This is a genomic window from Vibrio sp. Vb1127 (assembly GCF_033338735.1).
Classification (GTDB): domain Bacteria; phylum Pseudomonadota; class Gammaproteobacteria; order Enterobacterales; family Vibrionaceae; genus Vibrio; species Vibrio alginolyticus.
Window position 1 is genome coordinate 161,979 of record NZ_JAWOTF010000001.1, and the last position, 22,292, is coordinate 184,270.

At 44.6% G+C, this 22,292-nt stretch carries 18 protein-coding genes; 14 read left to right on the forward strand and 4 right to left on the reverse strand.

The window, feature by feature from the left end:
• Positions 1–65: 65 nt before the first annotated feature.
• From R7H07_RS00770 to glgC, 4 genes are all read left to right on the forward strand, one after another.
• On the forward strand, positions 66–536 hold the full coding sequence (locus R7H07_RS00770; RefSeq protein ID WP_005397614.1) for a CreA family protein: 471 nt from the start codon (positions 66–68) through the stop codon (positions 534–536).
• Between the two features lie 233 nt (positions 537–769).
• On the forward strand, positions 770–2,074 hold the full coding sequence (locus tag R7H07_RS00775; RefSeq protein ID WP_206957507.1) for an inosine/guanosine kinase: 1,305 nt from the start codon (positions 770–772) through the stop codon (positions 2,072–2,074).
• A 236-nt stretch (positions 2,075–2,310) separates the two neighbouring features.
• The gene (locus tag R7H07_RS00780; protein WP_025767796.1) at positions 2,311–4,059 is read left to right on the forward strand and encodes a formate--tetrahydrofolate ligase; all 1,749 of its coding nucleotides are present in this window, start codon (positions 2,311–2,313) and stop codon (positions 4,057–4,059) included.
• 538 nt (positions 4,060–4,597) lie between these two features.
• The gene (glgC, locus tag R7H07_RS00785) at positions 4,598–5,815 is read left to right on the forward strand and encodes a glucose-1-phosphate adenylyltransferase (protein WP_025767797.1); all 1,218 of its coding nucleotides are present in this window, start codon (positions 4,598–4,600) and stop codon (positions 5,813–5,815) included.
• Between the two features lie 97 nt (positions 5,816–5,912).
• On the opposite strand, the gene R7H07_RS00790 is transcribed toward glgC, so the two are convergent.
• Entirely contained in the window at positions 5,913–9,074 is a 3,162-nt protein-coding gene (locus R7H07_RS00790) for a chitinase C-terminal domain-containing protein (protein WP_206958826.1), read from the reverse strand.
• A 277-nt stretch (positions 9,075–9,351) separates the two neighbouring features.
• Entirely contained in the window at positions 9,352–10,233 is an 882-nt protein-coding gene (locus R7H07_RS00795) for an AraC family transcriptional regulator (protein ID WP_005386077.1), read from the reverse strand.
• A 206-nt stretch (positions 10,234–10,439) separates the two neighbouring features.
• Between R7H07_RS00795 and R7H07_RS00800 the strand changes: the two genes are divergently transcribed.
• The 7 genes from R7H07_RS00800 (at position 10,440) to R7H07_RS00830 (ending at position 16,981) form a co-directional block, all read left to right on the forward strand.
• Positions 10,440–11,588: an iron-containing alcohol dehydrogenase gene (locus R7H07_RS00800; RefSeq protein WP_047103556.1), complete on the forward strand. Its 1,149-nt coding sequence runs from the start codon at positions 10,440–10,442 to the stop codon at positions 11,586–11,588.
• A 294-nt stretch (positions 11,589–11,882) separates the two neighbouring features.
• The gene (locus R7H07_RS00805) at positions 11,883–12,539 is read left to right on the forward strand and encodes a lysoplasmalogenase (RefSeq protein ID WP_005376394.1); all 657 of its coding nucleotides are present in this window, start codon (positions 11,883–11,885) and stop codon (positions 12,537–12,539) included.
• Between the two features lie 169 nt (positions 12,540–12,708).
• Positions 12,709–13,443 (forward strand): amino acid ABC transporter ATP-binding protein, encoded by a 735-nt coding sequence (locus R7H07_RS00810; protein ID WP_005376395.1) that lies wholly within the window; start codon positions 12,709–12,711, stop codon positions 13,441–13,443.
• Complete coding sequence (locus tag R7H07_RS00815; RefSeq protein WP_005376396.1) at positions 13,443–14,240, forward strand: amino acid ABC transporter permease; 798 nt, start codon at positions 13,443–13,445, stop codon at positions 14,238–14,240. The genes R7H07_RS00810 and R7H07_RS00815 overlap by 1 nt, the downstream gene beginning before the upstream one ends.
• A 9-nt stretch (positions 14,241–14,249) precedes the next feature.
• Positions 14,250–15,068, forward strand: a complete 819-nt coding sequence (locus R7H07_RS00820) for a transporter substrate-binding domain-containing protein (RefSeq protein WP_206957505.1) — start codon at positions 14,250–14,252, stop codon at positions 15,066–15,068.
• Positions 15,069–15,149: 81 nt separating this feature from the next.
• The gene (locus R7H07_RS00825) at positions 15,150–16,070 is read left to right on the forward strand and encodes an amino acid ABC transporter permease (RefSeq protein WP_005376398.1); all 921 of its coding nucleotides are present in this window, start codon (positions 15,150–15,152) and stop codon (positions 16,068–16,070) included.
• Between the two features lie 92 nt (positions 16,071–16,162).
• A complete protein-coding gene (locus tag R7H07_RS00830; RefSeq protein WP_017820958.1) occupies positions 16,163–16,981 on the forward strand; it encodes an EAL domain-containing protein in 819 nt (272 codons plus the stop codon).
• Between the two features lie 106 nt (positions 16,982–17,087).
• Here R7H07_RS00830 and R7H07_RS00835 read toward each other — a convergent pair whose 3' ends face one another.
• Positions 17,088–17,621, reverse strand: a complete 534-nt coding sequence (locus tag R7H07_RS00835; protein WP_005376400.1) for an RNA-binding S4 domain-containing protein — start codon at positions 17,619–17,621, stop codon at positions 17,088–17,090.
• Between the two features lie 226 nt (positions 17,622–17,847).
• On the opposite strand from R7H07_RS00835, the gene R7H07_RS00840 reads away from it, so the two are divergent.
• Positions 17,848–18,801, forward strand: coding sequence for an endonuclease/exonuclease/phosphatase family protein (locus R7H07_RS00840; RefSeq protein ID WP_206958824.1), 954 nt, complete (start codon positions 17,848–17,850; stop codon positions 18,799–18,801).
• A gap of 17 nt (positions 18,802–18,818) precedes the next feature.
• Here the strand turns inward: R7H07_RS00840 and cra are convergent, their stop codons facing one another.
• Positions 18,819–19,799 (reverse strand): catabolite repressor/activator, encoded by a 981-nt coding sequence (gene cra / locus R7H07_RS00845; RefSeq protein WP_005376402.1) that lies wholly within the window; start codon positions 19,797–19,799, stop codon positions 18,819–18,821.
• A gap of 373 nt (positions 19,800–20,172) precedes the next feature.
• On the opposite strand from cra, the gene fruB reads away from it, so the two are divergent.
• A complete protein-coding gene (fruB, locus tag R7H07_RS00850) occupies positions 20,173–21,306 on the forward strand; it encodes a fused PTS fructose transporter subunit IIA/HPr protein (RefSeq protein ID WP_064354756.1) in 1,134 nt (377 codons plus the stop codon).
• A 9-nt stretch (positions 21,307–21,315) separates the two neighbouring features.
• Positions 21,316–22,287 (forward strand): 1-phosphofructokinase, encoded by a 972-nt coding sequence (gene pfkB, locus R7H07_RS00855; RefSeq protein ID WP_042520798.1) that lies wholly within the window; start codon positions 21,316–21,318, stop codon positions 22,285–22,287.
• Positions 22,288–22,292 lie beyond the last annotated feature (5 nt).

Below are 22,292 nucleotides of genomic sequence, written 5' to 3' on the forward strand. Positions count from 1 at the left end.
TTTTGTTTTAGGTGCAAACCTCTGATAGATTTCATCAATATCTTTCCTAGTTAAGGACAAAAATAATGAAAAAGATGCTGTTAAGTGCATTGCTTGCTACTACTCTAGTTGGTTGTTCAGATAACGATGTTGCTGACGTGGGGCTCGGTTGGTTTACTTTGAAAGACATCAAAGTCGGTGAGTTGAAAGACGAGGTGGTAACAGGTGTCACATGTCACATCGCCTCTATCGAAGCGGATTTCAGCTTAGCAGATCCAAGTGATAGCTCAATATCATGTCGTCAGACTGGCGAAATCACACCGGAAATGATTGCAAAAATAGATAAGAGTAAGTCCGGTGAAATTGTATTTAAGAAGTCAAAAAGCATTTTCTTCAAAACAATGAAGGTTCGCCGTATTTATGATGCCGATAACCAAACCTTACTCTACTTGTCTTATACAACAAAAGAGACCGATGGTAGTTTTAAGCATAGCCTTTCGACAGTCCCACTTTGGGGTACCAAGGCTTACGTTGAGCCAACTGAAGTGAAAAAGTAACGCGGGTAAATTTAGTTAGCGCGGAGCAGGCTCTTTCCGGGCGCTGCTGAGCAACAAGTTTAAAAAACAACCCATTGCAATACGACAAGCGTCATAAATTGCAGCTGCTTTGGTTGCTATTTACTCAGCTCGCTGATTTTTTCAGCGAGCAGACTTCTTTGTAATAAATCGCCACGATTTTCATTTTTTTGTGATACAATCCCGCCTCTTTTTTTTCTCACTCAAGAACAAGCATGAAGTTTCCTGGTCAGCGTAAATCTAAACACTACTTCCCAACTCACGCTCGAGATCCATTAGTAAACCAAATCCGACAGGCACCTAAGCTATATCGCCCAACTATTGTTGGTGTCGGTCAAACCATTGTAGATATCGAAGCACGTGTAGATGACGCGTTTTTAGAGAAATACAACCTGAGTAAAGGACATTCGCTCGTTCTTGAAGAAAGCAAAGCAGATGCACTTTACGAAGAACTGGTTGAGCAAGGCCTGATCACACACCAATACCCAGGTGACACGATTGGCAATACTCTTCACAACTACTCAGTTTTAGCCGATAGCAAATCCGTTTTGCTCGGTGTGATGTCTAAGAACATTCAAGTCGGTTCTTTTGCTTACCGCTACCTTTGCCGTACGTCTTCACGCATGAACCTTAACCATTTACAAACGGTAGATGGCCCTATTGGTCGCTGCTACACCCTAATTTCTCAAGACGGTGAGCGTACATTTGCTATCAACGAAGGTCATATGAATCAACTACTTCCGGAAAGCATTCCTGAAGAGATCTTTGAGAAAGCATCAGCCCTGGTTGTTTCTTCTTACCTAATGCGTGGTAAAGAAGAAGATCCAATGCCTAAAGCGGTACAAAGAGCGATCGACTTTGCTAAGAAGCACGATGTCCCTGTTGTACTTACGTTAGGGACGAAGTACGTTATCGAAGGTAACGCACAGTGGTGGCAAGAATACATTCGCGAAAACATTTCTGTTGTCGCTATGAATGAAGAAGAAGGTGCGGCGCTAACAGGTGAAACAGAGCCGCTAGCAGCTGCTGATAAAGCACTTGAGTGGGTTGATCTCGTACTTTGTACAGCAGGACCAAATGGTCTGTACATGGCTGGTTACACCGACGAGAAAGTAAAACGAGAAACCACACACGACATCCTTGAAAGCTCCCTCGAAGCCTTTAACCAGTACGAGTTTAGTCGTGCGATGCGTAAAGAAGACTGTCAAAACCCAATGAAGGTCTACTCTCACATCGGCCCTTACCTTGGTGGACCACTAGAGATTAAGAACACTAACGGTGCAGGTGATGCAGCCCTTTCAGCCTTACTGCATGACATGGCAGCAAACTCTTTCCACCAAAAAGAAGTGCCTAACTCAGAAAAGCACGAAGTACGATGCTTAACCTACTCCTCGCTTTCTCAGATCTGTAAATACGCAAACCGAGTAAGCTATGAAGTGTTGACGCAGCACTCTCCTCGCCTATCGCAAGCGCTTCCTGAACGAGAAGATAGCTTAGAAGAGACTTATTGGGATCGTTAAAACGACAGCTTTAAAGCTAAAAATATATCAAGGTCACCATTTGGTGGCCTTTTTGTTTTTGTCTAGCACTGTAACGAGTAGATTTTGTTAGTATGTCGCACAATACGAAGCAGTAAACTCTTTACAAGCCTAACCGAAACAGTACCATCACCAAGCAGACCTTTGCCTCACAATAATACTCGTTATAACTCAGGTAGTTTTTCAACGCTACCTGAGTACCACTTTGGGGATTCTCCATGCAGTCAGATATCGAAATTTGCCGAAAAACACCACTTTCTTCTATTGATGTTATCGCGGAAAAAGTAGGACTATCACCCGAAGAGTATGACACTCACGGGAAGCACAAAGCCAAAGTCCACCCAAAATGTTTGGAACGACTCAAAGCAAATGATGACGGTAAACTTGTACTCGTCACTGCGATCACGCCGACTCCTCTTGGCGAAGGAAAAACCGTTACGACGATAGGCCTGGCGCAAGGTTTAGCAAAGCTTAATCAATCTGTTATTGCATGTATAAGGCAACCTTCGATGGGACCCGTCTTCGGTATTAAAGGTGGCGCAGCGGGCGGCGGTTATTCTCAAGTAGCTCCAATGGAAGAGTTAAACTTACACCTTACTGGTGACATTCACGCAGTGACAGCGGCGCACAACCTTGCTTCAGCCGCTCTTGACGCTCGCTTGTTCCATGAGCAACGCGAGGGTTATGATGCCTTTGAATCACGCACCGGGTTAAGAGCACTTAAAATCGACACGGCAAGTATTACTTGGAAACGAGTGATGGACCATAATGATCGTGCACTACGTAAAGTCAAAATTGGCCTCAATGATGCAGGAAAAACCATCAATGGTTTCGAGCGTGACGAAGGGTTCGATATTTCAGCTGCTTCCGAGTTAATGGCTATAATTGCACTAGCCAAAGATTTAAAAGATTTACGTCAACGTATCGGGAAAATTGTCGTAGCGTACGATTTGAACGGAACCCCCGTCACTACGGAAGATCTACAAGTTGCAGGAGCAATGGCAGTAACACTAAAAGAGGCGATTGCACCAACACTGATGCAAACTCTAGAAGGTGTTCCTACGTTGATCCATGCAGGTCCATTTGCAAACATCGCCCATGGAAATTCATCCATTATCGCGGACGATATTGCGCTAAAACTGTCAGGTTACACGGTAACTGAAGCCGGTTTTGGTTCGGATATGGGATTTGAGAAAGCGTGTAACATTAAAGCTGCTGCCGCCAACAAAGCCCCGGACTGTGTAGTGATCGTAGCAACATTACGCGGCCTCAAAGCGAATTCCGGACACTACGATTTACGGCCAGGTATGGCTATTCCAGATTCCATTTTTAATCCGGACCAAGCAGCATTGGAGGCTGGGTTTGAAAATTTAAAATGGCACATAAATAACGTTCATAAATACGGTTTACCTGCTGTCGTTGCCATTAACCAGTTTCCACAAGATTGTGTGAAAGAGCTTAAAGCTCTTGAAGAGCTGATTCACCAATTTAATCCCGAAGTTAAAGTAGCCATCAGCACCGCTTTTTCGCAAGGCGGACAAGGCGCAACGGAACTAGCTCAACATGTTATTGATGCGTGTACCACGCCTGTAGAGTTTTGTCCGTTATACAACAAAGAGCAATCATTACTCGAAAAGCTCATGGCAGTATGTGAAGCGGGCTATGGAGCAACCAATATAGAAATGACTCCTATCGCGACTGAACAGCTCAAACATTTTGAGCAATTAGGCTTTAACAACTTAGCGGTTTGCATCGCGAAGACACCACTATCTATAACCACGGACTCCGCAGTCAAAGGCGCACCAACTGGTTTTACCGTCCCAATCCGCGAGCTGCGCTTGTGTGCGGGCGCAGGATTCATTTATGCATTATCTGGAACCGTGATGACGATGCCAGGCTTACCTGATAAACCCGCATTTATGAATTTAGATCTTGATGATGAAGGAAATATCGTCGGTCTCTCTTAGTGCAGTGATAACGTATCGCTATCAGTGATAGTGAACATATTCATTGAGTGAGTGGTCTACTTACCTATCCACTCACTCTCAACAACTGTGAAAAGAGTTGTCTCAGGCCTTCTACTCTTGAATTGTTGATACAAAGCTCTCTTGCCTTACATCAACGCGCCTGTTTTAGACCTTTAGAGTTAAGACGCTAACCCTAAGCCTTGTTTAGCCATAGTTATTAAGCTAGAAAACCCTATTTATCTTCTTGTTTTGTAGCCACTTTACATTGTAAATCCATACTTGTTGACCTCTCCTTTCTACAATTTTGCGCCAATTTGATGCACGGGCTATTTAGCGCTTCACTAATATGGTGCAGTTGTCTTACAGTGAAATTTTAACCTCCTTGATTTTTAAGGAGATATTCTATGGCTCGATTCTTGTAGTAGACTTTTCACTAATAAGCACATTAGCACATGCTTTTCAAAACCTCTGCGTTGCATACCACCTCCTTCAGGTTAGCACCGTTTTGATGCATGTCAGAAAAGGGAAAGGGAATACTATGGAAGACGCACTCGCCGTAATTTTAGCAGGAGGGATGGGGTCTAGACTCAGCCCACTCACCGATGACAGAACCAAGCCAGCCGTACCTTTTGGCGGAAAATATAGAATTATAGATTTCACACTAACCAATTGTTTACATTCGGGTTTACGCAAGATCCTTGTTTTAACCCAATATAAATCTCATTCACTTCAAAAACACTTACGAGACGGCTGGTCGATATTCAATCCAGAGCTAGGCGAGTACATTACTGCTGTTCCACCACAAATGCGCAAAGGTGGTGCATGGTATGAAGGAACCGCCGATGCGATTTATCACAACATGTGGTTGCTATCGCGAAATGATGCAAAGTATGTGGTTGTGTTATCCGGCGATCATATCTATCGAATGGACTACGCCGCAATGCTTGAAGAGCATAAAGAGAAAGGTGCTAAGCTCACCGTTGCCTGTATGGATGTTCCCGTAGAGGATGCTTCAGCATTCGGTGTAATGGGCACCACAGAAAACGGGCTCGTTACTTCGTTTATAGAGAAACCTGAAACCCCACCTACTCTTCCTGGAAGCGCGACCAGAAGCCTTGTTTCTATGGGAATATATATCTTTGATATGGATGTTTTGAAAGAAGCGCTTGAAGAAGACTCAAAACTCGATTCATCAAGCCATGACTTCGGAAAAGACATCATACCTAAGCTAATTGATACCGAATCCGTTTACGCTTATCAATTCTGTGGCAGTAAAGGGCGCGTCGATAAAGATTGCTATTGGCGCGACGTGGGTACCATTGATTCCTTCTATGAAGCGAATATGGATCTACTAGAACCTGTGCCGCCAATGAACCTTTATCAGTCTAATTGGGCGATTCGTACTTACGAGCCGCAGTTTCCACCAGCTCGTACTGTATCGTCGGCCACGGGTAATGAAGGCATTTTTATTAACTCCATCATTGCTACCGGTGTCATCAATTCCGGAGGCTCGGTACAGCACTCCATTATTTCCTCTAATGTACGCATTCAAGATAGTGCAACGGTAGTCGATTCCATCATTTTTGATGACGTAGAAGTCGGTGAAGGAAGTCAGTTGGTCAACTGCATAGTTGATAAACATGTTCGTATTCCGCCACATACTCAAATTGGCATCAACAAACTTGAAGATGCGAAGCGATTTAAAATCTCAGACAAAGGTATTGTCGTCATACCTGAAAGTTACCAATTCGATTAAACGACAAACTATCACAACAAAAAAGCGCACGATAATCATCGTGCGCTTTTGTTTAAGTGCCTGTAAACATTAGGCTATAACAAATAATCCATAATAATTAGATGTTACATACCGTTGACCAGCTACCATCTGTACCCGGTTCAGCCGCTGTCCACCAGTTCGCTTGGTAAACCACACCGTTGTGGATGATCTTATCACCTTGGTTAGCGTGGCTTGGATTACCTGCCCAATCCGTTTGTGGCAGAGCTGGGTATGTCACTAAACCTGTCGTATCACACGTACCTGGTTCAGTGGTACCACCACCCGTGCCCGCATTTAGGTCACCAATTGGTAGATCTGGCTGTTCAAACTTAAACGCAAACTCTTTACCACCAGAAATCACTGAGTAGTTAGCCGGACCAGAGATTGGTAGATAGTAAACCATATCAAGCTCGTAAGTGCCGCCCGCTGGCAAGTCTTTCCATGCTGGTAGAGAGAACGACACACGGTGCATTACGCCATCTAAGCCACCAATGTTGTTTGCTCGAGTATGTCCAGAAGCAATCACTTTCAAACCACCACCTGATTGGTCTTTCGCATTGTCCGGCGCAGATACTGGGATATCGAATTGGAATTCAGTACCGCCAGGGATCGCTTGACCAGTGTTGTTCGTAAACGTGATTTTCGGGTTAATTGGGTAGTTTTGGTCGCCAACTTTGAAGCCGCCAACACTAACAGTAATGTCTACTGCTTCAGTTGGTGTTGGACCAGTCGCTACTTTGTTACCGTAAGGCGTCGCAGACTTAAACTTGTCGTAGATAGCTTTGGTCATAGTGTTACCCATGTGGTATTCACCATTACCCGCCGCACAAGCTTGTTCAGTTGCATCTACTGCCGTACGATTACCATTTGCATCCAGTACGTAACAGTTGTAGTCACCGGCTAGTTCCCAGAACATGATACCGCCGATCTCTTTATCGATAACGTAATCGGCTTTCACCTCGATAGAAGCTTTATCTTCCGTAGATAGGAATACGCTCTTCTCCGCGTTCCACAACCAAGGTGCTACAGCAACGCTATCGTAATGACGAGTATAAGTACCAACAAACTTATCTGAAGGATCATTAACTGGGTCAAGACCGTAAGCAGCTGCGTAAGAGCCCCATATACCGTTTTCTAGGTTCTTAGCATGCCACATTGGGTTAGAACCAGCGCCCATTTCGTTTCCTTTAGGGTCGGTATCATGCCACATGTTGTCGATACCAATAGCGCCGTGACCACAGTTGTTCTTCTCACCTTCACCTGTGCCCGGTTGGCACTCTGCTTGGTTTGGTAGTGCCGCTCGGCCCCAAAGGCCATTTTCACCACCAGTAACACCTTGCCAACCACGGGTGTAGTAAGGAACACCAATGTTAATACGACCTGCTGGCATAGAACCACGGAAGTAATGGTAAGCCCAGTCTGTGTTCAAGTAACCGATACCACCGTATGCAGCAGTGCCGTATACGTTCCACTGCGCTAGCTCAGAGTCTTTACCTGTATCGAATAAAGCCGCGTTATGACCAACGTGATCATTCCAAGCCCCATGCAAGTCGTAAGACATGATGTTTACGTAGTCTAGGTACTTAGTTACATCGAAGGTTTCCATCCCACGTAGCAAGTAACCTGAAGATGGTGCTGCGATAGTCAGCATATAATGAATACCATCTTGCGCGGATGCCGCATCAAGTTTCTCACGCAATACTTTCATCAGCTCTTGGTAAGACGCCCATAAATACTGACGACGTGGTTCCATGAAGTCTTTGTCGTAAGGGTTACCAGCACCAGCCATTGACGTCGGGTATTCATAGTCGATATCCAGACCATCGAACTTGTACTGACGCATCATTTCAACGGCAGAAGTTGCGAACTTCTCAATACCAGCATGATTAATAGAACCGTCCGCATTCGTCGTCATGGTGTAGAAGCCACCATCAGCTACACGATCGCCGTTCGTATCGAAGTGACCGCCCGTTTCAGCCCAACCACCAATCGAGATTAGCGTTTTAACATCATGTTTTTGCTTGTAAGTTGCTAGTGCACCAAAATGACCTTTAAAACCAAGAGCGGGATCTACCTCAACGCCTGGCCAAGTTTTACCTGTAGCAGGGTTGTTAGGATCATTTACGTCGCCAACGTTTACTTTGCCGTCAGAACCAATGCTCACAAACGCGTAGTTAATGTGAGTAAGTTGTTCCCAAGGAATGTCTTTAACAAGGTAAGTCGATTGTGGGTCGTCACCTGATCGCCAACTGGTGAAGTAGCCGATTACACGACGTGGGTGATCAGCCCCCATTTTCTCACGGCCTTCTTCGTCATAAATAGAACAGTAAGGAACATCTACACCCGTTGTTTGATAAAGACCATCAGGACGACAATTAGATGTCACTACGCCGCCGTTTACTGTTAACGTCGCAATTGCAGAATCTGCTGTTGCTCCAGCATCATCGGTTGCTCTCGCATAAACACTTAATGAGCCAGCTTGTGAAGGGGTTACATCCAGCGTGTATGGCGCTGTTGTAGCAGTGCCAGCAAGCACACCTGCAACATAAAAATCAACTTTAGCAACGGTACCATCCGCATCCGTAGCATTTGCAGTCAGTGTTACGGAACCACCCAGGTCAATAGAGCTCGCAGAAAGCGCGACATCCACTGTCGGCGCTTCGTTACCAGGTTGCGCTGATGCCACAGTTAACGTCACAACACTTGCCGTACTAACGGCACCTGCATCGTCATAGGCCTTGGTAGAGAACTCGTGCTGTCCTTCAGTTGCTGTCCACGATGCAGCATACGGCGCAGACGTTGCCTGACCAACTAATACACCATCAACAAAGAACTCTACTTTGCTAACAGTCCCATCAGTATCTGCCGCATCTGCAGCTAGGTTAACAACATCACCCGCAGTCACAGAAGCCGACGCAGAAGGCGATGTCAGAGTAACCGTCGGGACTTCATTCTGAGGTGGATCAACCGGTCCAGTGCCATCACAAGCGCCAAGTGTTTCCCACTCGCCCCACTCACCAGATTGCGCTGGATTGTTGTTTTGCGTCCAGTAACGCGCTTTATAAGCATTACCTTCATGCTGAACTTGGTCGCCACCGTTATAAACTTTTGATGATTGCCAAGTTTCTAGAGGGGCACAGTCAACTGCTGCGTAGCTATTGAAGGCCATAAGACAAGAAGCGGTGAGTGTGCTTAGTGTGAACACGTTTTTCACTGCGTTGCCGTTTTTAAGGTGCATAATCGCTCTTCCTTAAGTTATTGTTAAAACAATACTAAATGCGCTAAACGAAGCGCATCTATACTTTTATTTCGACGTAAAATAACTTAAGTACAAGTTGGTGATTTCACACTATCTATTTACGAGTTTTCCACACCGCCTCGCAACAATCCACTAAATGATTGCAACAACGTACCTATTATTTGGCACCAGTAACTAATTTTATAACTCAAATAAATATGTCACTCGCAAATTAATAAAAAAGGTAAAAAAAGTCGCCATTTTGAAATAAAGATCACTAAGCCTTTGTTGACCTTGGCGTTTCATTAAAATGCCGCTTGTACTCGCGACTAAACTGTGATGGGCTCGTGTAACCGACCATTCTCGCTGCATCATTAACACGTCTCCCCTCTAACTGGATCAATTCGCGCGCTTTGTTAAGTCGAACTTTCTTAATATATTGCAACGGAGATTCAAGCGTGACATTGCGAAATGCTTGATGGAAAGCAGACACACTCATGTTGGCTTCTTCAGCCAATGCTTGTACGTTCAACTGTTCATGATACGCTTGATGCACGCGATTTAGTGCTTTAGCGACCCTCGCGTAAGAACCTTCTTGATGTGCTAGGTCAAATAAAACATACCCCTCTTTGCTCACCAAAGTACGATACACAATTTCCTCAAGAAGCAGCTCGCCAAGCATGATGACATCAAGCTCGTTACACATTGCTTTCATTAACCGCTTGCACGCATCCAACATACCTTCATTCATACGTACCGACTTAAGGCCGCAACGGGTTGCATCCAGACACTTATTACTGAATTTCTCAGCCTCTAATTTTTTAACGAGTTTATGAAGAAGCGTTGGCGAAATATCTATCGAAATGCCAAGTAAAGGCTCATTGTTTGTCGCAAACGCTTCGCACTCTAATGGCATGGGAACCCCGACAACAAGGTAATCTTCGGGCCCATATTGCACTGGTGTATCACCAATATGAATGTTCTTATGCCCTTGACCCAATACGATGATGCCGGACTGATAGACAAACGGCTGGCGATGATTCCCTTTGCTACTGCGATAAAACCATACGCCATCTATCGCTGTTTTCTTCATACCTTCTAGGTCATGCAGCCCCTGCTTTTCAACATATTGCTGCATGATATCTGCGAGAGTGTGCATTAGAGTGCTCCATCAATGACCAACGAGTTTGGTCTCTATTATCGTTTCGAGCACTATACTTCCTCTCGACTTTAACTTTCTAGCTCAAGAGCATTAATTTTGTAGAAATAGGCAAATTATTTGCAGAAATCGACCTGTTAACGATCGTTAATCAGGACTAATATGCATGTATTCAATCTCCTTCACTGGAAGCAAGAGGGCTAATAATGAACTTTTCTTATGTAAACCCAACCAAGATTTTCTTTGGTCAAAAACAAATCGCAGCAATCAAAGAAGCTATCCCATCCGACCAAAAAGTTTTAGTGGTATACGGTGGTGGCTCCATCAAAAAAAATGGCGTGTACGACCAAGTAGCAGAAGCTCTTGAGGCACATGAATGGCTAGAGTTTTCAGGTGTTGAACCAAACCCAACCAAAGAAACACTCGATAAAGCAGTCGCAATGGTAAAAGAGCATGGCGTTGACTTTATTTTAGCGGTAGGTGGTGGTTCAGTCATCGATGGCTCCAAATACGTAGCAGCGGCATCAAAGTATGATGGTGATGGTTGGGATATCATGATTGGTAAGCACCAAGTCACTGAAGCGACGCCTCTAGCTGCAATTTTGACATTGCCAGCAACAGGCTCAGAGTCAAACATGGGCGCAGTTATCACTAAAAAAGAAACTCAAGACAAACTTCCGTTCATGTCTCCAGCAGTGCAGCCAAAATTTGCCGTGTTAGACCCAGATGTAATGAAAACACTGCCAGAACGCCAGCTTATCAACGGCATTGTTGACGCATGGGTGCACGTATGTGAGCAATACTTGACGCTTCCTACCGGTGCAATGGTTCAAGATGGTTACGCAGAAACACTGCTGAAAACTTTAAAAACACTCGGAGAACAGTTTGCGGAACGAGACGACGATATGTGGCGCGCAAACTTAATGTGGTCTGCTAACCAAGCATTGAATGGGTTAATTGGTAGTGGCGTTCCACAAGACTGGGCGACACATATGATCGGCCATGAATTAACGGCTCTATGGGGCGTTGATCATGCGCGTTCTCTTGCAATTGTCCAACCGTCGTTACTTCGTAACCAAATGCAGTTTAAGCGCCCTAAGTTAGAACAAATGGGTCGCAACGTATTTGGTCTTGAAGCAGGTGAAGATTTAGCAGAGCGCACAATCGAATCTATCGAAGCGTTTTATCATCAACTTGATGTCGCAACTAAGCTCGAAAACTATGGTGAGAGCCGTGAACAAGCTATCGATGCCATCATTGATCAACTAAACAAACACGGCATGACTGTTTTAGGTGAAAACCAGGCGATCACACTTGAACGTAGCCGAGAAATCTTAGAGTTAGCTGTCTCATAACTGCAACAATTCTTCACTGCCCTTCCTAGGGTTTAACGGTATTGTGACTTAACAGTCACAATACCGTTTTTTTATGCTATTTTGTAAGCCACATCACGTTCAAAACGAGGAGGCTTCTAAAAACAACGATTCCCTCCAGACAAAAAATCGGCCGTGTTGGTTAGTAAAGAGACAACTGTCCAGCTTTACACAAATAAAAATAATTGAGATCAAAGAACGAGTTAACTCGTTAATTAAGTTTTGATTTGTTGTAGTGATGTACTACATAATTTTGTCTGTTCGAGAAAACACTTTATGTGGCTAGTTGTTGTCGTATTAGCATTCATACATATCATCAGTATCCGTAAAGGCTCTAAATGGCTCTTTTACGTTTCTAAACCATTACCAGTGCTCTGTATGCTTGGTATTTTAATTCAGTCCCCGGCTTACCCAATGCCATATGCGCATTGGATTTTGATTGGCTTATCGCTCTCGTTGCTTGGTGACGTGTTATTAATGCTCCCTAGAGACAAGTTCATTACAGGATTAGTGCTCTTTTGCTCTGCACATCTCTCCTATAGTTATGGTTTTGCCATCATGTCAGCGTGGCATTTTACACCTTGGCTCCCAATTGCCTTGTTCGGACTCGGTATATGCGTCTACTGGTTGTTCCGACCGGATCTCGGTAAAGAAAAACGGCCAGTTGCTAGTTATATATTGGTACTGATGACTATGTGCTGGGCTTCGATCGAGTATTATTTGAGTGGGAAAACACAATCCTCCTCTTTTGCAGTGCTCGGAAGCTTTATCTTTATTATCTCTGGCATCGTATTGGCTTTCGAACGCTTTGGAGGACGGTCAATATTTTCACGACAAGTTGTCATGGTGACCTACTATTCTGCACAGACACTAATGGTTATGTCTGTTGTTGCGATTGTTGTTCGTTATCCGTATCTCGTTGAACTGAGTTAGTCATACTCTAGACTCTAGACTGCACCAACATTAAAGAAACATGGATGTATCTTGTAAGCGATCTGAATAGAGTCTTAAAATCATCGCCTAAACATTAGCTTATTCTTAATGAAATTACGCGCACAACTTGCTATTGTAAAAGGATATTTTTCCGTTATAGCGTGCCCCTTTGAAAGAGAATACTCCCGTCGTTGAGTTTAGCGACGTAAATAAGTGGTATGGCGATTACCACGCTCTAAAAGACATCAACTTCTCCGTGCATTCTGGCGAGATCGTCGTGGTGTGTGGCCCTTCAGGTTCCGGAAAATCAACGCTCATTCGTTGCATCAACCATCTTGAATCGATTCAAGAAGGCCAGCTTCATGTGTTCGACCAGCCTTCTCACGCAAAATCTCTCAAGCCCGGTAAAATCGGCATGGTGTTCCAACACTTTCACCTTTTTCCTCACTTGACTGTACTGGAAAACCTCACCTTAGCGCCGATTCGCACACTCAAATTATCAAAACAAGAAGCTGAAAAACGCGCAAAACATTACCTAAAGCGAGTCAATATTGAAGAGCAAGCGAGTAAGTATCCTATCCAGCTTTCTGGCGGTCAGCAGCAACGCGTCGCGATTGCCCGCTCCTTGTGTATGGAACCGGATTTACTCCTGTTTGACGAGCCAACTTCAGCGCTTGATCCGGAAATGATCAACGAAGTGTTGGATGTCATGGTTGAGCTGGCTCAAAGCGGAATGACGATGATTTGCGTCACGCATGAAATGGGATTTGCCAAAAAAGTAGCGAACCGCGTGGTATTTATGGATGAAGGCCAAATCTTGGAAATGAACTCTCCAGTCGCCTTATTTGAGACACCACAGCATCCACGCACCCAAGCATTTTTGAACCAAATTTTAAGTTACTGATGATAGTTCGCGTAATCAAACCTGTCCTTCAAGCTTTACTGCAAATGACGCTCCTCTTCATAGCGATTGTGTGGGTGTTGGACTCTGGTGCCGACGCTATGGGCTATCAATGGCAATGGGAGCGCGTACCTGATTACATCGCTTTTTATGAAGATGGCGAATGGTGGCCGGCAGAACTTATTGATGGGCTATTGGTCACGCTTAACATCTCTGCTATTAGTCTATTTTTTACCTTAGTGTTGGGGTTGGTCACCGCGTTACTAAGGCTTAGCGATTCGAAAGTCGGCAATGTTATTGGTACCACTTATGTCGAAGTAATACGTAACACGCCGTTGTTGGTGCAAATCTATTTACTCTACTTCGTGTTTGGCCCCGTGATTGGTTTGGACCGATTCAGCACCGCCGTTTTGGCATTATCCCTTTTCCAAGGTGCCTACACCGCGGAAATATTCCGTGCAGGTTTAAACAGTATTCCTAAAGGGCAATTCGAAGCAGCACAAACTCTCGGACTATCACCGTTTTACACCTACAAAGACGTGATTTTGCCTCAGGTTTTACAGCGCACATTACCGCCATTAACCAATGAAGTGGTTTCTTTGATCAAAAACTCTTCCATTGTAAGCGTGATGGCGATTTTTGATCTAACGACACAGGCACGCAACATCGTCTCAGAGACGGCGATGCCGTTCGAAATTTGGTTTACCGTGGCAGCAATTTATCTTGCTCTCACTCTGTCACTTTCTGGCTTGTCTGCATGGCTAGAACACAAACTCGGAGCCAGTTGGCGCAAATTATAAGGAGATAACATGAAGTTATTCAAAGCGACCATTACTGCATTATTAGGGCTAGCCATAGCTATGCCTACAATCGCGAAAGAAGATGTCGCCACACCCAATGTAGATCAAATCAAAGAACGAGGCACTTTGCGCGTTGGTATGTCAACATTTGTACCTTGGGCAATGCGTAACAAGCAAGGCGAGTTAATCGGTTTTGAAATCGATGTTGCCAAACGCTTAGCACAAGATTCAGGTTTGAAAGTGGAATTCGTACCGACTGCGTGGGATGGCATTATTCCCGCACTACTGGCGAAAAAGTTCGACGTGATCATCGGTGGCATGTCGGTTACGCCTGAGCGTTCCAGAAGCGTCTTGTTTACTGAGCCCTACTCGCACTCAGGCGTTCAAGTAGCAGCAAACAAAGAACTCGCCTCTGGTTTTAGCGAATTTTCGGATTTTGACTCACGACGCGTAAAAATTGCGGCTCGTCGCGGCGCATTCACCGTTCAAGTAGCCAGAGAAACCTTCCCGAAAGCGAAGATCCTGCAATTTGATGACGACGCGCAAGCGTTCCAAGAGGTGCTGAATGGTAACGCCCACGCGGTAATTGCTTCTAGCCCAAAACCAGAACATGAGACAGTGAAACACAGCGACAAACTATTCCTTCCATTCTCTGAGCGACTATCACAAGGTAACGAAGCCTTTGCAGTTCGCTTGGGGGAAGAAGATAAAAAGGCCTTTTTCAATAAATGGATTGAAACAAGAACCCAAGATGGATGGTTAAAACAACGTTATGAATACTGGTTCTCGACATTAGATTGGCAAGATCAAGTCGCGCAAGGCCAGTAATCTAAATGGCTCGTGGACGCCGCGAGCCTATACTCTCCAATCATCCATTTTACTTTTCCATAACTTATCGGAGTCAAATTTTTGGGCGAACACACTACCACTCGCACAGCACCCGCGAAATCCAGCACAGGCTACCTTTTACCGCAATTAAACACACTAGACTGGGTACTACTTGTTATGTGCGGTATCGGTGGTGTTTGGCTGTACCATCGGTCCGCTGTTGGTGTGCATTATTTGTGGCAGTGGAAAGAGGCGCTTGAATTACTTTTCACGCCTAGAGCAGGTGGTGGTTTGCCCTACTTCTTCCAAGGTTTGATTTCGACGTTAAGGCTCAGTATTTGGGGCATCAGCTTCGCATTAGTGTTTGGCACTTTGTTAGGCTTAGCACGCTTCTCTCGTTCCGTTTGGTTGCGCACACCTGCCAATGCGTTTATCCAGTTAGTGAGAAACATCCCTCCGTTGGTGTTTGTTTTTATTTTCTACTTTTTCATTTCTAACCAATTGATCCCGTTACTCGGTTTGGAAGATCTTCTACGAAACTACAACGGCGAACCAAATGCACTACAGCGCTTTCTGTTTGGGCCTTCAAACCTTTGGGAAAACCTTGCCTCTGGCGTGTTATGCGTCGGCTTACTCTCTTCTGCCTACATTGCAGAAGTTGTGCGCGGTGGTTTACAAAGTATCGACCAAGGTCAGTGGGAAGCGGCTGACTCATTGGGCTTGTCTCGATGGGTGAAATACCGATTTGTTATCGCGCCACAGGTGCTTAAATCAATAACACCTGCACTTGCCGGTCAAACAATCTCTTTGGTGAAAGACACCTCTATTGTTTCACTGATTTCGATACAAGAAATGACGTTTGTTGGGACAGAGATGGCAAATTCATCAGGGTATATATTTGAAATTTGGTTGATTGTCGGCCTTGCTTACTTCTTAATCTGTTTTGGTCTGTCACTTATTTTCCGCCATATTGAAGCAAAATCGGAAGCCATTTCAAATTAACTCAACCGCATATGTAATTAGGCACATTTGATTCTTCAAATCAGAATTGCACCCTGTTACATTGGCAAGATGCTAAATTTTCGGCGTTTTTCATGGAGTTAAAGAATCAATCCGACTACGAGCGATACATAAAACAAGATAATCTTGGTGAATATTACGTAGTTCTCAATCAATTCACTTTTCACAGTGTTTATCAGCCAATTTTTGATAGACGCCAACGTATTATTGGTATGGAAGCCTTACTGCGTATTCGTGGCATTGATGGTTCCCTAATTCGTCCTGACGTGTTTCTGGCCAATAATGGTCTTGATCCCTACTTTCGCTTATGTGTAGAGTTTTTATCCAGAGCAATGCACATTCGAAATTTCGCACGCTATTTCGCAGGGACGCCGATCAAACTGTTTCTTAACGTCATGCCTCAAACGCTACTCACACTAACCAAAGACATGGGCTTTAAAGATAACGGCCTGCTTTACAAACGCCTTTCCGAACTTGGTATGAGCCCATCAGACGTAGTTTTTGAAGTAGTCGAAGAGTCATGCGGAGATACGGATTTATTAATCAAAGCCGTACAGTTAATGAAAGCAAATGGTTTTATCTTTGCTATCGATGATTTTGGCGCCCAACATTCTGATATCGCACGTGTTCAGCAGCTCTGCCCTGACATCATCAAAATCGATCGTTCCTATTTACTAGACTACTGCGCCGGAGAAACCTTTTCCATACATAGCGCCGTTGATCTAGCGGATCATATGGGAGCAAAAGTCATTATAGAAGGGGTTGAAGAAGACGTGCAGCTACAAGCTATGTATCAACTTAATTTGGATTATTACCAAGGCTTTTACTTAGGAAAGCCTTGCGCCATTCATCACTGGACAGATAGCCTAAACATCGAGACGACAGTGCATTAACACTACCCACTTACAGCACAGTGAAACCAAAAAAGCGCCGATATAATATGCTCGGCGCTTTTTAGTTTTACTCAGATGTCACTTATTTAGTTAAGCGTTCATTTCCCTAGAAAAAATCAATAGAATTACGTCCACTCTTCGGATCACGAGTGGCTTGCGGTTTGTCTTCTTTTTTGCCTTTCTTAGCAGACTGAGACAACGCTTCTTTCTGCGCTTTACGCTCTTTATGTGCCGCTTTACGGCCTGTTGATTTAGGCCCAGAGGCTTTAGGTGACTTACTTTGACGAGACTTATCTTTACGAGAAGACTGCGCTTCTTTTTTCGCTTTCTTTTCTGCTTTTTGCTCTGCCGTTTCAGGTTCGGTTACTGGCGCATCGCAAACCACAACATAATATTCCTGGTTAAACTCAAAAAAGTCACCATCATACATCTTGCGGCGCTTACGTGTTTCTAGTTCACCATTCACCGCGACGTAGCCTTCCTCGATGATATGTTTTGCTTCGCCGCCACCGCTGACCAAGTTTGCGATTTTAAAAAGCTTGTACAGTTCGATTGGATGCGCATCAACATCGATGCCAATCGCTTCGATCTCAATCTCTTCGCCTTCTAAATACTCTTCGTGGTCGTAATCTTGGGTCATGTTACTTACTCTTACTATTTGATGCCCTGAAGTTTAAACGCAATGCTTAAAAATAGAAACCTCTGCCGATGTTCAATCACCGATTCGCCTTGGCATTTGAGCACCTCTTAACCCATTTAACTTGTCGCTTGTTAGCTTGTATACCGATGCGTAGCTCAAACGAAGCTGCAATTACGCAACCTGAAGGTATATACTCTCTAAGTTATTGTTGAAAAGAGCGAATACTTTGTCTCAACCAAGTAGAATTACCTTTGTCACTGCGAACTTGTTTAATTTTGTCGCACCGCCTAACGCCTACTATGATTTCGAGAACATATACTCGTTAGAGCAATGGCGAGACAAACTTTCGTGGACGCAACGTCAAGTTGAAAAACTGGAAGGCGACGTGATTGGCTTACAAGAAGTATTCAGTATCGAGAAGACCCAGGCATTCTTTTCAACCATCGGCTACCCCTACTTTGCGACCGTTGACACCCCACATGTTGAGGATGAGTACATTTACTCAAGCCCTGTTGTGGCAATCGCCTCTCGGTTTCCAATAGAAAAAGTACAAGCGGTAGAGTTTGACTTAGCAACGCTTGAGCCTTTTGGAGTAAGTGTTGCTCCAGAGTTCAGTCGCAAACCTATCTATGCCCAAGTAATACATCCTGTACTTGGTCATATCGCCGTTTACGTAACGCACCTGAAATCTCAACGCCCGGCCGACTCAGAACAACCAGAAACGTCTAGCACGATTATTGGGCGCTGGTTATCCACCCAGCAAAGAGGCTGGGAAGCAGCGATGTTAAGAGACGCGATGCAAAAGAGGTATCGAAAAGAACCAATGCCGACAGTGTTAATGGGCGATATGAATCAACCTATTACTCCTATCAGCGTTAACAGCGCATTGGTATCCAATACTGGTAACAGCGTCACTGAATTACAACTCAAAGATGGTTGGTTATTGCAAAGTGACGCTCAGAAGGATGAACGCCCCGCCACGCATTATCATTTTTCCACTGGGAACGTACTCGACTATATCTTGCTCTCACAAGAGTTTGACACCTTATCAGATATATCGGTTGCCGAGGTTGTTGACTATCAGGTGTCTAACCAACATCTGATCAACCCGATTTATGACAGAGATAAAAACGCCAGCGACCACGCATTTGTGGCGCTGACGGCTGAAGTAAAGCTTTGAGCAACCTATTTAGTTACTTAGTGACGTTTCACAATTTTACGCGGGATAAGTTCTACGCCAGGCTTGTAACGCTTGGCGGAAGCGTTGAGTGCTAACTCCATTGCGCTGTCCGCGATCAACTCAAACTGTTGAGGCAAAGAGTTGATTTTCACAGGCAAGAAGTCCAGCAGTCGATTATCACCAAATGTCGCTAAACGCACCTTTCCCATCAGTTCTGGTTTTTCTAGCATTACATCCAACACACCTTCTAACAGTGTGTATGACGTTGTAACAATGGCATCCGGCAATGCGTTCTCTATTAACCATCTCTCTAAGACTTTCTTGCCTTCTTCCCGGGAGAAGTGTTGTCCATAACCCACTGTTGCCGTTTTGCCACCTTGTTGAGAAGCAGATAGAAAACCGAGCTCACGCTCTTTTGAGACTTGAAGATCTTGCAATGCACCGATTAAGCCAATGGACTTAATATCCTCTGACAGTACTGACTGAGTGAGTTCAAGTGCGGCATCAAAATCTTCGCTGATGACACAACAAAAGTGCTCATCATCCATTGGACGGTCTAGCGCGATAACTGGCGTACCAGAATTTTGCAACTTAAGGTAATACTCGTTTGCAGTGGGCATACCACTTGCCACAAACAACGCATCAATGCGACGACTGACTAATGCTTCCGCCACCTTTTGCTCTGTATCAGGATCATCATCAGAGCAGCCAATCAAAATTTGGTACCCCGCTTTCCGAGAGTTCTGCTCTATCAGCTTTGCAAGACGCGCATAACTGGTGTTCTCTAAGTCTGGGATGATAAGCCCAAATGAGCGTGAATTACCTGCCCGCAAGGAAGACGCCGCATGATCTGGCTTATAATTGTACTCATCTACAACGGCCATCACCTTTTTCTGAGTCTTCTCGCTGATGCGGTATTTCTGCGCTTTTCCGTTAATCACATAGCTTGCAGTTGTCTTAGAAACACCCGCTAATTTGGCTATTTCATCCAGTGTCATATTCTAAACCTTATTCTGTGCGCGCGATCATATTAATACATCAACGATCTTTCGATAAGTTGAATTATAAGCTGAACCGATTCAGTATAAAAGCTGAAAGGATTCAGCAAAACTTAAAAATTGACGTAAATCACCTGAATACACAACAAACCAATTTGTAGGCTAGGCTATAGGACAGCGGCAAAGGCTCGTTTGTTAACCTCAGTTTTTAAAACAGTTTTTCTGAGTCTTTTAAAAAATTTACCAACAAGCTGAATCGATTTAGCTTGAAAGATAAAAGGTTTGAGGAGTGATAAGCGCTCAGAAGAAGCGGCGTTCAACTTCTCACACAGAATACATTTTTAAATTGATACCTTAAGGCTGGAGAAGCACCATGCTTAAGCTAAATAAGAACGACATTACCCTCTCGCAATCAGCGACAGATAAGTTTGAAGCAATAAAGAGTATTGCTCATAGCCTGACTGATAAAGGCCTAGTTGAGCAAGGTTACGTTGAAGGCATGCTAAACCGTGAAAACCAAAACTCTACGTTTTTGGGGAACGGTATTGCCATACCGCACGGTACAACCGACACTCGTGCAATGGTGAAAACAACGGGTGTTGCTGTGCACCACTTCCCACAAGGTGTCGACTGGGGTGATGGCAATACTGTGTTCGTCGCTATCGGTATCGCAGCTAAATCTGATGAGCACCTTGGCATTCTTAAACAGCTCACCAAAGTGCTAGGCGCAGATGGCGTAGAAGAGCGTCTGCGTAATGCAAAAAACGAAGACGAGATCATCGCCCTACTACACGGTGATGTTCAGCTTGAAGCAGACTTTGACGCTTCTTTAATTCAACTGATGTTCCCTGCGAGCGACATGCTACAGATGAGTGCTGTTGCAGGTGGTCTGTTGAAAAATACGGGATGTGCTGATAACGAATTCGTTGCAGATCTCGTTACCAAACAACCAACTCACTTAGGTAATGGCCTGTGGTTAATTGGCAGTGACAAACATGTCACTCGCACAGGCGTGTCATTTGTCTCGACGGCAAACGACTGCGAATATGAAGGTCAAAAAGTGCGTGCACTTGTCGCGTTCGCGGCATGTAACAATGCTCACCAACCTATCCTAAAAACGCTTTCTAACATTGTGTTTAACAATGAACACGGCAAGCTTTTAGATGCATCAGTAGAACAGATTCTTGCTTTGTTCAAAGGTGAAGAAGTCACAGCCGCATTTTCAGAAGAAGGCAATACCGCTGTATTTAAAATCAAAAACTCTCACGGCCTACATGCTCGTCCTGGGGCAATGTTAGTCGCAGAAGCGAAAAAGTTTGAATCCACTATACGTGTTACCAACTTAGACGGAGATGGAAAAGCAGTAAACGCGAAGAGCCTAATGAAAGTCATCGCACTGGGCGTTAAGCACGGTCACCAACTTCAATTTACAGCAGAAGGCCCTGATGCGCCGCAAGCCTTGGAGTCTATCGGAAATGCAATCGCTTCTGGCCTTGGTGAAGGTTAAGGATCCGATATGACAAACAAAACAAATAAGGTTGTCACTATTACGCTCAACCCGGCATTGGATTTAACAGGTTCAGTAAATGAACTAAACGTTGGTTCCGTGAGCTTAGTACAGCAAAGCAATCTCCACGCTGCAGGTAAAGGTGTCAACGTAGCAAAAGTGTTGAGCGATTTAGGCGCAGATGTCACGGTTACCGGCTTTCTTGGTAAAGATAACCCTGAGCTATTCCATCAGCTTTTCAATGACATCGGCGTTAAGAATGAGTTTGTAGAAGTACAAGGTGCAACTCGTATCAACGTCAAGCTCGTTGAGGCTAATGGAAACGTTAGTGACATTAACTTCCCTGGTGTTCAAGTTACGGCAGAAGAAATCGCGCGCTTTGAAGAAACCCTATTCCGCCTTGCTGAAACACACGATTACTTTGTATTGGCAGGCAGCCTACCGGGCGGTGTTACTGCAGAGCAATGCGCTGCATGGATAGAAGCACTGCATCAACAAGGCAAAAAGGTGTTGTTCGACAGTAGCAAAGCCGCATTGAAGTCAGGTATTGATGCTCACCCATGGTTAATTAAACCTAACGATGAAGAACTTGGTGATTTTGTTGGCGAACATCTAGCAACACCTGAACAGTGCCAAGCTGCAGCGCAAACACTGAGCGACAAAGGCATAGAAAACATCGTGGTTTCTATGGGACCTGACGGTGTTATGTGGCTCAACCAAGGCGAATGGCTTAGTGCAAAACCGCCTCGAATGCATGTCGTGAGCACCGTTGGCGCAGGCGATACGCTGGTCGCTGGCTTGTGTTGGGGCCACATGCAACTGATGCCTAAAAACGATTTATTGCGCTTCGCTACGGCACTTTCTGCTTTGGCAGTTAGTCAAGTTGGCGTAGGGCTAACCAGTCAGGAAGAACTGGAAAATATCAAGCGACAAACTGAAGTTAGCGCGCTTTACCCTATTACAAACTTAGAACAAAACTAAGGAAC

What these genes read in the sequence shown, in the direction of transcription:
- R7H07_RS00775 (WP_206957507.1), top strand. Translation starts at nt 770, where the DNA reads ATGAAGTTTCCTGGTCAGCGTAAATCTAAACACTACTTCCCAACTCAC.
- fruB (WP_064354756.1), top strand. Translation starts at nt 20,173, where the DNA reads ATGCTTAAGCTAAATAAGAACGACATTACCCTCTCGCAATCAGCGACA.
- R7H07_RS00815 (WP_005376396.1), top strand. Translation starts at nt 13,443, where the DNA reads ATGATAGTTCGCGTAATCAAACCTGTCCTTCAAGCTTTACTGCAAATG.
- R7H07_RS00770 (WP_005397614.1), top strand. Translation starts at nt 66, where the DNA reads ATGAAAAAGATGCTGTTAAGTGCATTGCTTGCTACTACTCTAGTTGGT.
- R7H07_RS00780 (WP_025767796.1), top strand. Translation starts at nt 2,311, where the DNA reads ATGCAGTCAGATATCGAAATTTGCCGAAAAACACCACTTTCTTCTATT.
- R7H07_RS00805 (WP_005376394.1), top strand. Translation starts at nt 11,883, where the DNA reads ATGTGGCTAGTTGTTGTCGTATTAGCATTCATACATATCATCAGTATC.
- R7H07_RS00790 (WP_206958826.1), bottom strand. Translation starts at nt 9,074, where the DNA reads ATGCACCTTAAAAACGGCAACGCAGTGAAAAACGTGTTCACACTAAGC.
- pfkB (WP_042520798.1), top strand. Translation starts at nt 21,316, where the DNA reads ATGACAAACAAAACAAATAAGGTTGTCACTATTACGCTCAACCCGGCA.
- glgC (WP_025767797.1), top strand. Translation starts at nt 4,598, where the DNA reads ATGGAAGACGCACTCGCCGTAATTTTAGCAGGAGGGATGGGGTCTAGA.
- R7H07_RS00830 (WP_017820958.1), top strand. Translation starts at nt 16,163, where the DNA reads ATGGAGTTAAAGAATCAATCCGACTACGAGCGATACATAAAACAAGAT.
- R7H07_RS00820 (WP_206957505.1), top strand. Translation starts at nt 14,250, where the DNA reads ATGAAGTTATTCAAAGCGACCATTACTGCATTATTAGGGCTAGCCATA.
- cra (WP_005376402.1), bottom strand. Translation starts at nt 19,799, where the DNA reads ATGACACTGGATGAAATAGCCAAATTAGCGGGTGTTTCTAAGACAACT.
- R7H07_RS00795 (WP_005386077.1), bottom strand. Translation starts at nt 10,233, where the DNA reads ATGCACACTCTCGCAGATATCATGCAGCAATATGTTGAAAAGCAGGGG.
- R7H07_RS00800 (WP_047103556.1), top strand. Translation starts at nt 10,440, where the DNA reads ATGAACTTTTCTTATGTAAACCCAACCAAGATTTTCTTTGGTCAAAAA.
- R7H07_RS00835 (WP_005376400.1), bottom strand. Translation starts at nt 17,621, where the DNA reads ATGACCCAAGATTACGACCACGAAGAGTATTTAGAAGGCGAAGAGATT.